17 protein-coding genes are annotated in these 14,533 nt (G+C 59.7%); 8 read left to right on the top strand and 9 right to left on the bottom strand.

Translation table 11 applies throughout. The features are described from left to right. Positions 1-153: 153 nt before the first annotated feature. On the bottom strand, positions 154-1,500 hold the full coding sequence (gene aptA / locus M2A_RS07240) for an omega-aminotransferase AptA (protein WP_045445113.1): 1,347 nt from the start codon (positions 1,498-1,500) through the stop codon (positions 154-156). 114 nt (positions 1,501-1,614) lie between these two features. Between aptA and M2A_RS07235 the strand changes: the two genes are divergently transcribed. Together M2A_RS07235 and M2A_RS17980 are read left to right on the top strand one after the other, a co-directional pair. Beyond that, entirely contained in the window at positions 1,615-2,220 is a 606-nt protein-coding gene (locus tag M2A_RS07235; RefSeq protein ID WP_052379283.1) for a cupin domain-containing protein, read from the top strand. Between the two features lie 248 nt (positions 2,221-2,468). Continuing rightward, entirely contained in the window at positions 2,469-3,278 is an 810-nt protein-coding gene (locus M2A_RS17980) for a hypothetical protein (RefSeq protein ID WP_156101697.1), read from the top strand. 268 nt (positions 3,279-3,546) lie between these two features. On the opposite strand, the gene M2A_RS07225 is transcribed toward M2A_RS17980, so the two are convergent. Together M2A_RS07225 and M2A_RS07220 are read right to left on the bottom strand one after the other, a co-directional pair. Further along, positions 3,547-4,077 (bottom strand): VOC family protein, encoded by a 531-nt coding sequence (locus M2A_RS07225; protein ID WP_045445107.1) that lies wholly within the window; start codon positions 4,075-4,077, stop codon positions 3,547-3,549. 4 nt (positions 4,078-4,081) lie between these two features. Beyond that, entirely contained in the window at positions 4,082-4,726 is a 645-nt protein-coding gene (locus tag M2A_RS07220) for a carboxymuconolactone decarboxylase family protein (protein ID WP_045445104.1), read from the bottom strand. A gap of 92 nt (positions 4,727-4,818) precedes the next feature. On the opposite strand from M2A_RS07220, the gene M2A_RS17235 reads away from it, so the two are divergent. From M2A_RS17235 to M2A_RS17230, 4 genes are all read left to right on the top strand, one after another. Continuing rightward, positions 4,819-5,304 carry a MarR family winged helix-turn-helix transcriptional regulator gene (locus M2A_RS17235; RefSeq protein WP_052379282.1) on the top strand — a complete coding sequence of 162 codons (486 nt, stop codon included), beginning with the start codon at positions 4,819-4,821 and terminating at the stop codon, positions 5,302-5,304. Position 5,305: 1 nt separating this feature from the next. Then, the gene (locus tag M2A_RS07210) at positions 5,306-6,169 is read left to right on the top strand and encodes an isocitrate lyase/PEP mutase family protein (RefSeq protein WP_045445101.1); all 864 of its coding nucleotides are present in this window, start codon (positions 5,306-5,308) and stop codon (positions 6,167-6,169) included. 17 nt (positions 6,170-6,186) lie between these two features. Then, positions 6,187-6,615 carry a PaaI family thioesterase gene (locus M2A_RS07205; RefSeq protein WP_158597086.1) on the top strand — a complete coding sequence of 143 codons (429 nt, stop codon included), beginning with the start codon at positions 6,187-6,189 and terminating at the stop codon, positions 6,613-6,615. An 80-nt stretch (positions 6,616-6,695) separates the two neighbouring features. Next, positions 6,696-7,151: an META domain-containing protein gene (locus tag M2A_RS17230; RefSeq protein WP_052379280.1), complete on the top strand. Its 456-nt coding sequence runs from the start codon at positions 6,696-6,698 to the stop codon at positions 7,149-7,151. 6 nt (positions 7,152-7,157) lie between these two features. On the opposite strand, the gene M2A_RS07195 is transcribed toward M2A_RS17230, so the two are convergent. Beyond that, on the bottom strand, positions 7,158-8,312 hold the full coding sequence (locus M2A_RS07195; RefSeq protein WP_045445098.1) for a 6-phosphofructokinase: 1,155 nt from the start codon (positions 8,310-8,312) through the stop codon (positions 7,158-7,160). A gap of 87 nt (positions 8,313-8,399) precedes the next feature. Here M2A_RS07195 and M2A_RS07190 point away from each other — a divergent pair, with 87 nt between their 5' ends. Both M2A_RS07190 and M2A_RS07185 read left to right on the top strand, forming a co-directional pair. Then, the gene (locus M2A_RS07190; protein ID WP_052379279.1) at positions 8,400-9,575 is read left to right on the top strand and encodes a Gfo/Idh/MocA family protein; all 1,176 of its coding nucleotides are present in this window, start codon (positions 8,400-8,402) and stop codon (positions 9,573-9,575) included. 72 nt (positions 9,576-9,647) lie between these two features. Further along, entirely contained in the window at positions 9,648-10,454 is an 807-nt protein-coding gene (locus M2A_RS07185) for a YdcF family protein (RefSeq protein WP_045445095.1), read from the top strand. 29 nt (positions 10,455-10,483) lie between these two features. Here the strand turns inward: M2A_RS07185 and M2A_RS07180 are convergent, their stop codons facing one another. From M2A_RS07180 to aat, 5 genes are all read right to left on the bottom strand, one after another. Further along, entirely contained in the window at positions 10,484-11,299 is an 816-nt protein-coding gene (locus M2A_RS07180) for a DUF2145 domain-containing protein (RefSeq protein WP_045445092.1), read from the bottom strand. 42 nt (positions 11,300-11,341) lie between these two features. Then, positions 11,342-11,671, bottom strand: a complete 330-nt coding sequence (locus M2A_RS07175) for a hypothetical protein (protein ID WP_156101696.1) — start codon at positions 11,669-11,671, stop codon at positions 11,342-11,344. 91 nt (positions 11,672-11,762) lie between these two features. Beyond that, entirely contained in the window at positions 11,763-12,350 is a 588-nt protein-coding gene (locus tag M2A_RS07170; RefSeq protein WP_081875452.1) for a TetR/AcrR family transcriptional regulator, read from the bottom strand. A gap of 92 nt (positions 12,351-12,442) precedes the next feature. Continuing rightward, positions 12,443-13,576: a DSD1 family PLP-dependent enzyme gene (locus tag M2A_RS07165; protein ID WP_045445083.1), complete on the bottom strand. Its 1,134-nt coding sequence runs from the start codon at positions 13,574-13,576 to the stop codon at positions 12,443-12,445. Between the two features lie 103 nt (positions 13,577-13,679). Then, complete coding sequence (aat, locus tag M2A_RS07160) at positions 13,680-14,426, bottom strand: leucyl/phenylalanyl-tRNA--protein transferase (protein ID WP_197052870.1); 747 nt, start codon at positions 14,424-14,426, stop codon at positions 13,680-13,682. Positions 14,427-14,533: the final 107 nt, after the last annotated feature.

Genomic DNA, 14,533 nt, shown 5'->3' with positions numbered 1-14,533 from the left:
AGGGAATATGCAGGGAGGGGGGCCTGCATCTTTGCGGTCTATCCCCGTCTCCGGGAACGCCTTCGATATGGTGTTTCCCATTGCCGTTACAAGCGGCTGAAACCGCGCGGGCTATGACAAGTTGACGCAGCCCGCGCGGCCGGTTTTTCCGCGTTATGCCACCGCGTCGAGCGCCTTTTTAAAGCGCTCGAAAAGCTCGCCCATCTGCGCTTCTTCGATGATGAGCGGCGGCGAGAAGGCGATCGTGTCGCCGGAAACGCGCACCATGATGTTCTGCTCATGGAAGGCGTTGCACATCGCATCATAGCCGCGCTTGCCCATCAGCCCTTCGACAGGGGCAAGATCGAACGCGGCAACCATGCCGATGGTGCGGATATCGAGCACGAGGGGATGGCCTTTCAGCGTGAAGGCGGCATCGGCAAAGGCCGCTTCGTTCGCCCGCGCCCGCTCGAAGAGCCCCTCTTCGCGGTAAAGCTCGAACGTGGCGAGCGCTGCGGCCATGGCCAGCGGGTGGCCCGAATAAGTGTAGCCGTGGAAAAGATCGATCATGTGATCGGGGCCGGACTGGAACGCCTCATAGACATGGCGGCCCACCATCGCCCCGCCCATGGGCACGGCAGCGCTCGTGACGCCCTTGGCAAAGGTCATGATGTCGGGCGTGACGCCGAAGCGCTCCGCCGCCGTGGCATGGCCAAGACGGCCGAAGCCCGTGATCACTTCATCGAAGATGAGAAGAATGCCGTGCTTGTCGCAAAGCTCGCGCAGGCGCTTCAAATAGCCCTGCGGCGGCGGCAGCGCGCCGGTGGAACCGGCCATGGGCTCGACGATAACGGCGGCAATGGTGGAGGCATCATGCAGATCGACAAGCCGCTGCAGCTCGTCGGCCAGATACGCGCCCCATGCCGGCTCGCCCCGCGTGAAGGCCTGCTCGGCGCGGTTATAGGTATGGGGCAGATGATCGACGCCGGGCAGAAGCGAGCCGTAGAATTTGCGGTTGGGCGACATGCCGCCCACCGAAATGCCGCCGAAGCCGACGCCGTGATAGCCGCGTTCCCGGCCGATAAGGCGCGTACGCGAGGCCTCGCCATTCGCCCTATGATAAGCGATCGCCATTTTCAGCGCGGTGTCGGCGGCCTCCGAGCCTGAATTACAGAAGAAGGCGTAATCGAGCCCCTCCGGCGTCATCGCGACGAGCTGGTTCGCCACCTCGAAGGCTTTCGGGTGGGAGAACTGGAAAGAGGGCGCGAAATCGAGCTCGGCGGCCTGGGCCTGAATGGCGGAGACGATCTTGTCCCGGCAATGGCCGGCATTGGCGCACCAAAGCCCTGCGGTCCCGTCCAGCACCGGCGTGCCGTCCGGCTTGAAATAATGCATGTCCTTGGCGCGGGCGACGAGGCGCGGGTCACGCTTGAAATGGCGGTTCGGGGTGAATGGCAGCCAGAGCGATTCAAGATCGTTCGGCGCTTTGGCGTGGCTGGCCGCAGCCTCCGTTTGGGACATGGGGCAGGCTCCCTGGACTGATAGGTTAACTTAAACAATTGAACGCCCCAGCTCCTCTTCCCGCAAGGAAAAGGGACTGGAAATTTATCCGCAACGCTTAGTATATTAACCGGTATGAAGAAAGACCACCGTATCGCGCATGGCGCACAGCAAGCCCGGGAAGAGGTATCCCTTCCGGAAGTCGGCCCCCGCCTTCGGGCTTTGAGAAAAATGTACGGCTTCTCCCAGCGCGAGCTCGCCAAAAGGGCCGGGGTGACGAATGGCACGATCTCGCTGATCGAGCAGGAGCGCATCAGCCCCTCCATCGGCTCTTTAAAGCGGGTGCTGGACGGCTTCCCGATTTCCTTCACCGATTTTCTGACCGTCGATCTTCAGCCCAAGCGCCCGGTCTTTTACGAGCGCAAAGACCTGAAGGAGATTGCGGGCGGCGCGCCGATTTCCTTCAAGCTCGTGGGCAAGGACACGAGCGACCGCTCGATCCAGATGATGCATGAGCGCTATGAGCCGGGCGCGGATACGGGTGAGGAAATGCTCTCCCATATGGGCGAGGAAACCGGGATCGTCGTTTCCGGCGAGATCGTTCTGACCGTGGGCGGGGAGACCCGGGTGCTCGGGCCCGGCGAGGCCTATTATTTCGACAGCCGCCTGCCCCACCGCTTCCGCAATCTGGGTCAAGCCGAATGCGTGATCATTTCCGCCTGCACGCCGCCGAGCTTTTGATCCTTAAAAGGGTTGGGCGGAAGCCGCTTTTGCCTGATGCACCTTCACGGAAGCGGGCGGCTTTAAAAAGGTCGATCTCCAGAACGTCGAGCCCGGCGGCTCGCGGTTTTGGTCATCTAGCAAGTCTCTCGATTGGGAGTGCTGTGCATGCGGGCACTAAAAAACACGCCATTTCGCCCACATCGTGCTTTCATTGAGTTTGATTATTTAAAAGAAAAATTTTATTTTTAAAAAACGTGAGGCTTGGCATGCTGAACTGGAAAGACCGCCTACTTTTACAATGCGCCGTGCTGCTGCTGGGGGTGGTGTTTCCTGTGGCTCTGCATGCTGATATCGCAGGTGAGCAGTGCTCAGAAGGGAGTGTTCCTACACGCTTGCTTTCAAAGGGTACAAACGAGAGTTCTATCCGCGAGACGAGTTTGTGCGAGGACCGCATTGATTTTAGAGCATTGTTCTATTCGCCGAGTTTTGCCAAACGTTTCCGTTTTCCAACAGAAGGAAGGCATCTCACTTCTGCTCTCCCCGATTGGATAGGTGCGGTTCAGTTAAATGGGTACTCTTACGGCAGTGCAAATGTTTTTGATCTGCGCATTCTTGTTTCCAAGAAAGTGCAGCTTGATCTGCCGCATGAACAATGGGTCGGAAGGGCAGGCTTTCAAGCGCGCATGCATTTTCCGCCTAGTGCTGCCCGCCCACTTCCATATCGCAGCGACAAAATATTCCCAGTGCATCTCCGCTCCACAAACTTTTCAAGAGATCCTGAGGCTCTTCGGGGATTTTGGAATTCGGCAAGTTTAATAGAGATCGATCCGAATTACTTTCCTGAATTCGTCTATCTGAGAATCTTCGTTGGCAGCAAAAGGTGGTTGGAAAAAATGCTTGAGGTGGCTCAGTCATCGCGTGCTCAAATTGTTCTTTCTCTCCCTGCGGTCGGGGGAGAGAGCTGGAATAGTCCCGGAGGGGAATATGCTTTCGTTATCCCGAATGACGTTTGGTGCTCTGTGGATGAAATTTTGGATATTCCGATGAAGAACCTGGAAGGTAGCTGCAATGACTAATCTTCTCTCCGATGCAGAGCTTGCTAGGTTTGCGTATGACAATGCCTTGATGCGCGGGGACACGTTACAGGTTTCCACTCGTGAGATGGTACGAAGTCATTGCTAAGTCTGTGTCGCCACCAAATGGATACAGTGGTATTGCTTGCAAGGCGTTGGATACGGGCAAGTTAATAATAGCGCATCGGGAAACATACAGACGAATTTTATTTCCGCATAACAGGACGACAGAAAATCCTGCATGGCGCTCCCCCCAAGAGACTCCCCCTGCTTAAGAAGCCGCTTTTGCCTGATGCACCTTCACGGAAGCGGGCGGCTTTGAAAAGGCAGGCTCGTCGGCGCTGAGCGCGGCAAGCGCTTCTTCCCGATCCGCCTTGCTAAAGGCGCCGGTCGTCAGGCAGAACTCGACGAAATTGCCGTTCGGGTCTTTGGTATAGATCGAGTGGCACCAATTATGGTCGATCTCCAGAACGTCGAGCCCGGCAGCGCGCCATTTCTCCCGCCGCCGTTCAAGCTCCGCCCTGTCCTTCACATCGAAGGAAATATGATTGATGTGATCGGGCACGCCGGCGGCTTTCGACAGGCTCGTTTCGAAGCTTTCCGTTCCCGGCACGTCATGCAGCTCCCAAAAAGCGATGAATTTGCTGTCATCTTCCATCCGGTAGAAGAAGTGTTTCGCCCAGCCGCCTTCGGGCGCCGGGCCGATTTCGACTTTCACCAGCTCAAATTCCATCACCCCTTCGTAAAGGGCGTGAATGGCTTTCATGTCGCGGGCGGCAAGCGCCAGATGGTGATATCCCATTTCCTCACTCCTTCTTGCCGTGATCGGCCATGCTCATCACATCGTTGGAAGCGCCTTCGGGCGCGGCGATCTCCACCACGCGCTCATCCACGTCGTCATATTCCAGGCGCAGCGCGCGGGACATGGTGGCATGCATGTCATAGGTCGCGGTGATGTAGGTCAGCTCCAGAATTTCCTCATCGGAAAGATGCGCTTTCAGCGCTTCGAATATCGCCTCGGGCACGCGCCCGCTTTGCAGGACAAGACAGTCCGTATAGGCAAGCACCGCCCGCTCAAGCGGGCTGAAGACATCGGCGATCTGCCAGTGGGGGATCGCCTCGATCTGCGCTTCCGTCAGCCCCACATCGCGGCAAGCTTTGCAATGCTGCGAGAAAACGAATTGCGAACCCCGGGCAAAGCCCGCCCGGATCTGGCCAAGTTCGCGCAGCTTCGGATCGATCTTGCGCTCCGGGCTCCGGTAGAACTGAAACCCTTCCAGCGTGTGCTTGAAAGCATCGGGCACCAGCGCGAAGACGGTCCACCAATTGCCGGGCGTGCCCGTGGCGGTGCCCGGCTCCTTCACCGGGTCGCGCTTGCCGAACAGAACCTCATAGAGTTTTTGGGCAAGGGGATCTGCATCCGCCTTTGCCACTTGCCTGAGACGCGGCATTCTTCCTCCCCGCCCCGCTTTTGGTGCGGGGCCCATTGCATCCTCTCGAAAAACGTAAGATAAACTGACGATTGACTCAAGCGGAGAAATTTATGTTGCAGGCCGAGCCGGAAGAAAGACAGCCTGGGATGCTGATGGCGCTGCTGCTTGCCCGCTTCATGTGGTTCGACGGCGCCTTGCAGGAGAGCCTGGAAGCGCGCGGCTGGGGCGGTGTGCGGCGGCTTGAATCCATGACCATGATTTATGTGCAATCGGGTGTGCAGCGCCCGAGCGCCCTTGCCCGGCTGATCGGCGTGACGCGCCAGTCCATGCACACGGCGCTGAAGGAACTGGAAGAAAAAAACCTCATCCGCCTGGTGCCCGACCCGGAAGACAAGCGCTGCAAGATCGTGGAATTTGCCCCGGAGGGCGCGCCGATGCGCGAGGAAGCCGCTTCCATTTTGAGCGGGCTTGAAAAAAGACTGGAAGAGAATCTGGGCGCAGCGGCGCTCAGCGAGCTGCGCTCCATACTGAATGCCGATTGGGGCGAGCCGGGCACTAAGGCCGCGCGCGCCAAGGCCCGCGCCGGGGAGAGATGACATGACCAAAACACTGGACGCCCATTTAAAAGAAGACGGCCTCATTCTTGCTCCCGGCGCTTATGACGCGCTTTCCGCGCGCATCGCCCGGCAGGCCGGGGCAAAGGCGGTTTATCTATCCGGCTTTTCGGTGGCAGGTTCCGCTCTCGGCCTGCCCGATATCGGGCTGATGAGCGCTTCGGAAATGACCGAGCGCGTGCGCGCCATGGCAGCGGCGGCAGGCCCCGCCCCGCTGATCGCCGACGGGGACAACGGCCATGGCGGGCCCTTGCAGACCGCGCGGCTGACGGCGGCCTATGAGCAGGCCGGGGCAGCCGCCATTCAATTGGAAGATCAGGCGCTGCCCAAACGCTGCGGGCATATGGAAAACAAGGAAGTCATCGGCAAGGAAGCGGCGGCGGCGAAAATCCGCGCGGCGGTTGAAGCGCGCCGCTCCCCCGCCTTCAAGATCATGGCGCGCACGGATGCGCGCGCCCCGCTCGGCCTCGATGAGGCTTTGCGCCGGGGGGAGGCTTTTCTGGAAGCGGGCGCCGATATTCTTTTCATCGAGGCGCCGCAAAGCCTTGAGGAGATGGAAAAGATCGCCGCCACTTTCAAAGGCGCCGCACTTACCGCGAATATGGTCGAGGACGGCAAGACGCCTTATCTCGATACAGGCACGCTCGAGGCGATGGGCTATAAGCTTGCGCTCTTTCCCGTCTCCGCGCTTCTCTGCGCTGCCCGGCTGCTTGAAAACGTCTATGGCGGGCTTTTGAAGGAAGGCCGCTTGCCAGAGGCCCAGGAACGGGTCACCTTCCAGCGCTATAACGAGATCGTCGGCCTGCCCGAAATGCTGGCCGATGCCGCAAAGTTCAAGACCGAGTAAAGGAGCCGATGGGGGCGATGCCGAGCTGGAAGAATATTCTCACCCGCATTCAGGAACAGAATTTGGAAAAAGCGCCGCCCCATGTCGCCGCGCTCAATCTTTATGCGGGCCGGCTGACGGAAGTGGGCGACGGGCACATCGTTTACGAATGGGACGTCAATCCCGACTATATGAACCCCGTGGCGGTGTTCGGCGGGTATCTGGCAACGCTTGCCGATCAGACCTGCTCTTTTGCGCTGATGACGCAGCTTGAGGATGATCAGAATTTCACCACCTCGGATCTGCAAATGCATTTCTTCCGCCCGGTCACGAAAGGCACGCTCCGCTGCGAGGGCCGTGTCCTCAACATGAGCAAGAGCCAGGCTTATGTGGAAGCCACCTTTACGAATGATGAGGGCAAACTGGTGCTGAAAGCGCGCGCCGTGGAACGTCTGCTTTCCGCTTGATATCATTTCCGAAGGGAACAAAAGCGCGCCTTGAACGTTTGCGCTCAAACGCCTGATGGCCCCTGACGGAAAGACCCGATATGAAATACGCCCCGCTTATTGCCGCCCTCTTCTTGCTTGCCGCCTGCGAGCCTTCCGCGTCAACTGAAAACGGCGCGGACCCTTCCGTGCTTTACGAGAAGAAATGGCTCGTCACGGATGTGAACGGCAAACCGGTAAGCGAGGAAAGCGAGGCCGCTTTCACCTTCACCGAAAGCGGCCGCTATGGCGGCAATGCGGGCTGTAATTCACTGAGCGGGAAGGCACATTTCGACGGTGCCGAGGTGCGGCTCGACCCCGGCCCCATGACCAAGATGGCCTGCCCCGACCCTTTCATGGCGCAGGAGCAGGCTGTCATTGCCGCGCTTGCCGCAACCAAGACCTGGGAAGCGGAAGACGGCGTCCTGCTCTTCAAAGATGCCGATGGCGAGCCCGCCATCCGCTTTAAAGCCGCGCCGCCCGCCCCGGCCTCGCAAAGCCCTTACAAGGACCAGTAGCGCGCCTCAATAAAGGAACATGGGCAGGCCCGAGACGCGGGTGATGCGCGGACGGTAATTTTCCTTGTCGTAAAAAGCGGCGACATCCACCCGCCGCTCGCCCTTGATGCAGATATCGCCCGGCATGGCGGTGTAATTGCCATCGCGCAGCGCCATCATCAGGCCGGACTTGCCTTCTTCGATAAGCTGCACGGCCATGGTGCCATAACTTTTGGCGACCATCACATCGAGCGCGTCGGGCGCGCCCGCCCGCATCATATAGCCCAGCGACTGGGAGATGATGTTGATGCCCGTGCGCTGCTTGATCTCCTCGCCCAGCACCTGGCCGATCCCGCCGAGCTTGCGGTGCCCGTAGGCATCCGCCTCGCCCCGCTCCATGATCTCCCCGCCCTGCATCTGCGCGCCTTCGGAAACGACGACCATGGAATAATTGGCGGGATTGTCCGCCCGGTCTTTTGCCGCAAGCTCGCTTAAATGCTGCACATCGAAAGGCTCCTCGGCGATGAGCACGCGGTCGACATCGGCCAAATACCCCGCGATGAGCGCGGTCTCGCCGGAATTGCGCCCGAAAAGCTCGATCACCGCAATGCGCTCATGACTGCCCGTGGAGGTGCGCAGCGCATGAATATGCTCGACGGAGCGGGAGACCGCCGTCGAAAAGCCGATGCAATAATCGGTGCCGTAAACGTCATTATCCATCGTCTTCGGGATGGACATGACCTTCATGCCTTCCTGGTGGAGGCGCGCGCCATAAGAGAGCGTGTCATCGCCCCCGATCGGGATGAGCACATCGATTTTCATTTTTTCCAGCGCCGCGAGAATAGGCGCCGTGCAATCCACCGTGCCGTCTTTACCGGGCTGCAGCTTTCCCTGCAAGCGCTCCGGCAGATCCGCAGGCTTCACCTTGCTCGGCTTGGTGCGGGAGGTATGGAGGATCGTGCCGCCCGTCCGGTCGATCGTGCGCACGGCATTAGGGGTGAGCGGCAGGGTCCATTTTTCCAGGCTTTCCGGATCATCCGGGTCCACGTTCAACGGCCCCGCCCAGCCGCGCCGGAAACCCACAACCTCCCAGCCGAGCTCCGCCGCCCGCCGCGTCACTGCCTTGATGCAAGGATTGAGGCCCGGCACATCGCCGCCGCCCGTCAAAATTCCGATCCGCATGCGCTACTCCGCCTGAAGCTGCTCTGATATGCTCCATGAAAGCATAGAACAAATAATCTGCAAGACTATGACCCGCCCGCATCACCCATGAGCAAATCCCAAAAAGAATTCCGTATCGCCGTGGCCGGGCTCGGCCACCGCATCGCAACCGTGCTGCGCCATGTAATGGCTGCCGCCCCATCCATGAAGATCGCCGGCTATGCCGACCCTGCCCCGGCGGGTCTTGCCTCGCTCGAGCAGCACGGGATTGAGGCGGGCACGGCCTTCGAGAGCGTCGAGGCGCTCATCGCCGCAACCGAGCCCGACCTTCTGATGGTCGGCTCGCCCAACCACCTTCACCTTGCCCATATCAAGGCAGGGCTTGAGGCAGGCGTGCGGGTCTTCACCGAAAAGCCCGTGGTGCGCACGGCGGAAGAAACCTTCGAGCTTGCCGAACTCTTGCGCGACCATGGCGAAGCGTCGGTGCTGGTCGGCCTCGTGCTGCGCTCCTCCCCGCTTGTGCGCGAAGTGCGCCGCTATTTCGACGAAGGAAAGCTCGGCACGCTTATCAGCTTCGAAGGCAACGAGCATCTTCATCCCGAACATGGCGGCTTTTTGATGCGGGACTGGCGGCGGGACAGCGCCCATGGCGGCTCTTATCTGCTCGATAAATGCTGCCATGATTTCGACCTTTACCGGCAGTTCGCCGGGGCGCTGCCCGCGCGGGTTGCAAGTTTCGGCGGCAGGCGCATTTTCACGCCCGAGCATGAAGCGCTTAAAGAGGAGACATATCCGGGCGGCGAGGCGGCCTATTCGCTTTGGCCCGGCGGCTGGAACGGGGCGAGCGATGTCTTCCGCTCCAAGGGCGATGCCGTGGATCATCAAACCGCGCTCATCCATTATGAAAACGGCGTACAGCTTGCCTTCCATACCAACACCCATGCGGGCATCCTGCAGCGGCGCTGGTATTTCGCGGGCACGAAAGGCGCGCTCGAAGCCGATCTTGTGACGAATACGCTCACCTATTCAGAAGCCTTCGGACGCCGCCCGCGCGAGGAACAAACCGTAGGCGGCAATCTTCATGAGCATTACGGCTCGGACCCGCAAATGGGACGGGATCTTGCCGCCCACTTACTGGAAGGCGCACCCTTCCCCGTGCAGGTCTATGACGCCATGGTGGCGGGCCTCACCGTCATGGCCGCGGATGAAGCGATGCGGGAGGGTAAAATCGTCGATTGCGCGCCGCTCTGGCAGCGGCTTCACGCGGCGCTCGGGCGCGCTTGAAAGACTGGAGGCGCTTAAGAGTTTGGCGAGGGCTTGGCGTTAGGCTGCGCAAAGACCGTTTAAAGGAGCTTCATGTTTTTCGCGCTGTCCAAGATCGTCTGGTTCTTTTTGCAGCCCTCCGCCGCTTTTCTGTTTTTAAGTGCGGGCGGTTTTGCGCTCTCGCTGACCAGATTCCGGCGGCTCGGGCGCGCTTGTCTCGCCATCGGGCTTTGCGGGCTTTTCGTGATTTCCTTTTCGCCGCTCGGCCGGGTTTTGACGGCAGGGCTCGAAGACCGTATTCCGCGAGCGGAAATAACCGGCACACCCGCCGGCATCATCGTGCTTGGCGGCGCGGTTCATATGGAAGTGAGCGCGGCGCGGGGCGAGCCTGCCATTCTCTCTGGCGGCGAACGGCTGCTGGCAGCCCGCCAGCTCGCTGAGCGCTATCCCGGAATCCCGCTTCTTCTTTCCGGCGGCAACAACGCGCTCTTGCCGGGCGATGAGGCCATTGCCTCGGAAGCGGAAATCATGGCGGAGGTTTTGACCGGGATCGGCGTTGCGCCGGAACGGCTCATTCTCGAAAAACACTCGCGCAACACCCATGAGAACGCGGTGAAAGCCAAGGCGATGGCCGCCGGGCTCGGAGCAAGCGAGGCAGCGCCCTGGCTCCTCATCACCTCCGCCTATCACATGCCCCGCGCGCTCGGCACCTTCCGCGCGGCAGGTTTCGAGGTTCTGCCCTATCCCGCCGATTATCAAACCGGCGGCGAGCATACCTTCTCCTTCTTCTATTTTTCGTCCGACGGCATCGCCTTCACCGATTTCGCCGTCAAGGAATGGCTCGGGCTGACTGCCTATTACCTCACCGGCAAAACGGACGCGCTCTTCCCGGCATCTTGAGGGAAGAGCGCGTTCATTCCATTCAGTCCTCATTCTTCGATAACAAAACTGGCATCCACCAGCTCTTGGGCCTGAAGATATTTCGTTATCGATCCCAGGGTGGACGTACGGATATCTCCATCATGATCGTCCGTTTCAAAGCCGGCCACGAAGAGGGGACCGAATGCGCGCTGCAGCCCGTTCAGCTCGACTTTCTGCGGTTCATACCCGCTCTCTGCGGCAATCTCTATTACCTTGCTGAGATCATCGGTGCCATGGATCGCCCCGATCAGCGTACTCAGAACGAAGTTCGTGCAGTTTTGGTAAGCGGTGTCATAGGGATTTGCGACGAGCGAGTAATTGGGGACATGAAGTTTGGCATATGACGGGCTCGAGACGAACGCGACAAGCCGGTCCTGCAGTTCGGGCGAGGGAATAGTGATACCTGCCCGCATCGCGAAAACGTCTGCGAAGAAATCCGGCGGGAAATCCTGCTGGAGCGAAGAGCGGCTCAAATCATCGTTGAACTGATAAAGATTGTGCACAGCATATCCTCGCACGGTCCGGCCATCTTCCGTCTCGATGTCGGAATAGATCCAGATACCGACATGTGTGTAATCAATCCCGTCCGGCAGGCTTTCAGGGTCCCGGCCAACGCGGGCGACAATGGCAACGCGCGCGCCGCGCGCGGCCAGTTCCCGCTCGACCTTCTTGGCAAACGGCAAGACACGCTCCGGATCTTTAATGCCCTCCGGCGCAGCAGAACTATTGGCAGACGCCACATCGGGCAGAAGCGCACAGACAACGCTGACAAGCAGAGCAAAAACAGCAGCAACAAAATTGGAACGAAGGCGGGTATCAAACATAACAATCTCCTGAGTGATCAATTACTCACTACTATGTTGAAATTACTGGGCCGTTGCGGTCCCGTTTCTGTCCGTGATGATCGACACATCGTCGACTTCGAGTGCTTCCCGTTTGGCGTCTTCTTTGATCGCCTTGTCGAGACTGTTTGCCCCGTTTATCAACAGCACCGCGCCGCCCGAGCCGGCGGCTGCAACCGGCGCGGCACTGGCAGCAGCCGCTACCGCAGCACCGCTAGCGACCGGCACCCCTACAAAAAGCAAAGCGATTTCAGAATCGGTCAGTCCCGAGCGGGAAGCCTGGGCCGTCGCCGGCAGGCAAATGACGGCGGACAGGGCAGCAGAAAGAAGTAGCTTTTTCATCATCATCTCCATTTTGAGTGATCATTCACTCACATTATTACCCGATATCGGGTGTGGGTAGGAGCAGAGTGATCCTTCACATCACTCTGCCAGCTTAGGCAGCTTAAGGCTCGATACCAAGTACCGCAGCCACCGCCTCGACCACTTGCCCGCGCTTGGGGCTCAGCGGAAGTTCAATCTCGTTAAACACAACGCCAATGGCCGGCTGTGTCACCAGGCCGATTACCAATTGCACTTGCAAGGCGGTATCGTTCAGCTTGATCTTACCTTGCTCTTCCGCCTTGCGCAGCGCCTTGAAGACAACGGAAACCGGCGTCTCCATATCATCCGACACTCTAGACCACGGCCCCGACTGATACGTCACAATGTAGCGCCACAGCGCGGGATTGGCGTCGAATGCCTGATAGAAGTACCGCACCATATGATCGACTTTCTCGATCAGGCTGACCGGCATATTTTCGATCTGGGCCAGCGCATCCGAGAACGGAGCAAACTCGCTCATGAACAGCTCGCGCGCCAACGTCTCCTTGCTTTCGAAGTGGCGGTACATTGCCCCTTCCGAAATACCGGCCTGTTTGGCGATATCCCGCGTGGTGGTTGCCGCCACACCCTTCTCAACAAAGAGTTGCAGGGCGGCGGCCACCAGCCGCTTTCTCGTTTCACCAGTCGCTTTGTTTCGTTGAGTGATCATTTACTCACAATAACAATAAACAATAGTGGGTCAACAAGAATTCTCGCAACTTTCCGATATTTTTGCCGAGGAGATAATTTTTCTGTTTTGTATCAAGCACTTCGTCCGCGCGCTTCGATGGGCCAGATGGCGGTGAGGACGCCCTCTTCCACGACGTGATAGGCGTCGTAGAGATTGACGGTCGGGTCGCAGTGGGGGGTGACGGCGGTCAGCACCGCGCCGAGTGGCAGGCTCTCGCCTTTCGGCAGGAGGATGCCGCCCTGCTCGTCCCCGAAGAAGAAATAGCTTGCCCCCTCCGGCGCGCCGGAGCGCAGGAGGGGCGGCTCGGCGTCGGTGGCGAAGGATTTGAAGCCCGCATCCGTTGTCGCAAGGCGCGGGGTGTTGTTGGAGATGACGGACATCTGCACGTAAAGCGCGGTCTCAAAAGGCACGTTGCCGTTCGCCCCTTCCACGTCGTTATATTGCTTGTCCATGAAGATGTAGGAGCCGCCCTGCAGCTCGGTGAGGACATTTGCCTCCGGGTCGATATCGAAGGTGCCGGTGCCGCCGCCCGTCATGATGGGGCAGAGAATACCCTCTTTTTCCAGCGCGTCTTTCACGCTCTTCATGACGTCCATGGCGGCCAGGGACTTTTCGCGCCGCTCGGCAAAACCTTCGATATGCATGAGATGGCCGCCATAGGCCTGCAGCCCTTTAAAGCGCAGATGCTTAGCGCCATCGGCGAAGCGGGCAAGCGCAGGGGCTGCCTCCGGCGCGATACCGGTGCGGTGCAGCCCGATATCGAGATCGACAAGCACGTTGAGCGGGCGGCCCGCCTTTTCCGCCGCCGCTTCAAGCGCGCGGGCGTTTTCCTCGCTATCGATCACGACATGAAGATCGGGGATGCGGTCATTCAGCGCCATGAGCCGGTCCAATGCGCGCGGCAGCACGACCGGCGAGGTTAGGAGAATGTTTTCGATGCCCGCATCGGCCATGACTTCGGCCTCGCCGAGTTTTGCGCAGCAAATGCCTACCGCCCCGGCCGCGATCTGGCGGCGGGCGATCTCGGCGCATTTATGGGTCTTGGCATGGGGGCGCAGCGTGAGGCCGGCGCGCGCGCAATGCTCGGCCATGGTTTTGATATTACGCTCGAAGGCCGGCAGGTCGATGACGAGCGCCGGTGTTGCCAGCTCTCCCGCACCATCCTTCTTGCCGATCAGCGCTTCGTTGACGAATGTGCCTGCCATCTCTCTCCCCCTTTATTTCTTGCGCCAGACTATAGACGCATGGGGCAAAAACGAAAAACGCCCCGGCGGTGAGGCCGGGGCGTTTGCCAAAGAGAGAGGAACCTCAAACCGTCAGATAATCGTCTTCCGGTTTCCATTCCGCCGGATCGAGCGCCGGATCGGCGAGCCAGATCTGCGGGACCTGATGCTCGCGGCTTGCGTGCAAGAGCCCGAGATAGGCGGAGCGGGAAATGTCTTTCATACCGAAATTGGCAAGATGTCCCGTCATCACCTTGCCGTCGGCGGCGACGAAACCCCATTCCCTCAAATGGCGCATCAAGGTGACGAAACCGACCTTGGACGCGTCGCGCATCTCAGCGAACTGCGACTCGATAACGAAAACGCCGCCTTGCACCACGCCGTAAAGCCCGCCGGCCAGCGTGCCGTCCCTGTCCCAGACCTCGACGGAATGGGCACGGCCGAGCGCAAAGAGCCGCCGGTAAGCCCGCACCGTATCCTCATCGATCCAGGTGACGGGCAGATGGCCGGGGCGCGGGCGGGCGCAGCCGCGCATCACGCTTTCAAAATCCACATCGAAGGTGACGCTGTACCGCTTTTGGCGCAGAAGCCGGCGCAGGTTCTTTTCAATGCGCAGATCGCCGAAGAAAAGAACGGCGCGTTTCGAGGGCGACCACCATTTCAAGGGGCTTGCATGGTTCCAGGGATAGACCCCTTGCGCATAAGCCCCGATCAGGCGGGCCGCGTTCATCGAGCCGCCAAGATCCACCAGCCCGTCGGGATGGGCATAAGCGTTTTCCGGGCGGCGCTGGAAAAAGCCCTGCGGCGCCATCAGCGCTTTTTCGGCTCCCATGCGCGCAAAACCCAAAATTCCGAGTGGGCCGTCGTCGCGCATCGACAATAAAAGCACCAGGAGCTTTCTCAGCCCGTTTTGAAACAGGCTGAACCCCTTGCCCCGGC

This window comes from Tepidicaulis marinus (genome assembly GCF_000739695.1).
Lineage (GTDB): Bacteria > Pseudomonadota > Alphaproteobacteria > Parvibaculales > Parvibaculaceae > Tepidicaulis > Tepidicaulis marinus.
The sequence above is the reverse complement of the archived record's forward strand: the minus strand, read 5'-3'. Positions and strand labels throughout refer to the sequence as shown.

Excerpts from the sequence above, each read along its gene's own strand:
- aptA (WP_045445113.1), bottom strand. The coding sequence starts at position 1,500 with ATGTCCCAAACGGAGGCTGCGGCCAGCCACGCCAAAGCGCCGAACGAT.
- M2A_RS07235 (WP_052379283.1), top strand. The coding sequence starts at position 1,615 with ATGAAGAAAGACCACCGTATCGCGCATGGCGCACAGCAAGCCCGGGAA.
- M2A_RS17980 (WP_156101697.1), top strand. The coding sequence starts at position 2,469 with ATGCTGAACTGGAAAGACCGCCTACTTTTACAATGCGCCGTGCTGCTG.
- M2A_RS07225 (WP_045445107.1), bottom strand. The coding sequence starts at position 4,077 with ATGGGATATCACCATCTGGCGCTTGCCGCCCGCGACATGAAAGCCATT.
- M2A_RS07220 (WP_045445104.1), bottom strand. The coding sequence starts at position 4,726 with ATGCCGCGTCTCAGGCAAGTGGCAAAGGCGGATGCAGATCCCCTTGCC.
- M2A_RS17235 (WP_052379282.1), top strand. The coding sequence starts at position 4,819 with ATGTTGCAGGCCGAGCCGGAAGAAAGACAGCCTGGGATGCTGATGGCG.
- M2A_RS07210 (WP_045445101.1), top strand. The coding sequence starts at position 5,306 with ATGACCAAAACACTGGACGCCCATTTAAAAGAAGACGGCCTCATTCTT.
- M2A_RS07205 (WP_158597086.1), top strand. The coding sequence starts at position 6,187 with ATGCCGAGCTGGAAGAATATTCTCACCCGCATTCAGGAACAGAATTTG.
- M2A_RS17230 (WP_052379280.1), top strand. The coding sequence starts at position 6,696 with ATGAAATACGCCCCGCTTATTGCCGCCCTCTTCTTGCTTGCCGCCTGC.
- M2A_RS07195 (WP_045445098.1), bottom strand. The coding sequence starts at position 8,312 with ATGCGGATCGGAATTTTGACGGGCGGCGGCGATGTGCCGGGCCTCAAT.
- M2A_RS07190 (WP_052379279.1), top strand. The coding sequence starts at position 8,400 with ATGAGCAAATCCCAAAAAGAATTCCGTATCGCCGTGGCCGGGCTCGGC.
- M2A_RS07185 (WP_045445095.1), top strand. The coding sequence starts at position 9,648 with ATGTTTTTCGCGCTGTCCAAGATCGTCTGGTTCTTTTTGCAGCCCTCC.
- M2A_RS07180 (WP_045445092.1), bottom strand. The coding sequence starts at position 11,299 with ATGTTTGATACCCGCCTTCGTTCCAATTTTGTTGCTGCTGTTTTTGCT.
- M2A_RS07175 (WP_156101696.1), bottom strand. The coding sequence starts at position 11,671 with ATGGAGATGATGATGAAAAAGCTACTTCTTTCTGCTGCCCTGTCCGCC.
- M2A_RS07170 (WP_081875452.1), bottom strand. The coding sequence starts at position 12,350 with ATGATCACTCAACGAAACAAAGCGACTGGTGAAACGAGAAAGCGGCTG.
- M2A_RS07165 (WP_045445083.1), bottom strand. The coding sequence starts at position 13,576 with ATGGCAGGCACATTCGTCAACGAAGCGCTGATCGGCAAGAAGGATGGT.
- aat (WP_197052870.1), bottom strand. The coding sequence starts at position 14,426 with ATGGGAGCCGAAAAAGCGCTGATGGCGCCGCAGGGCTTTTTCCAGCGC.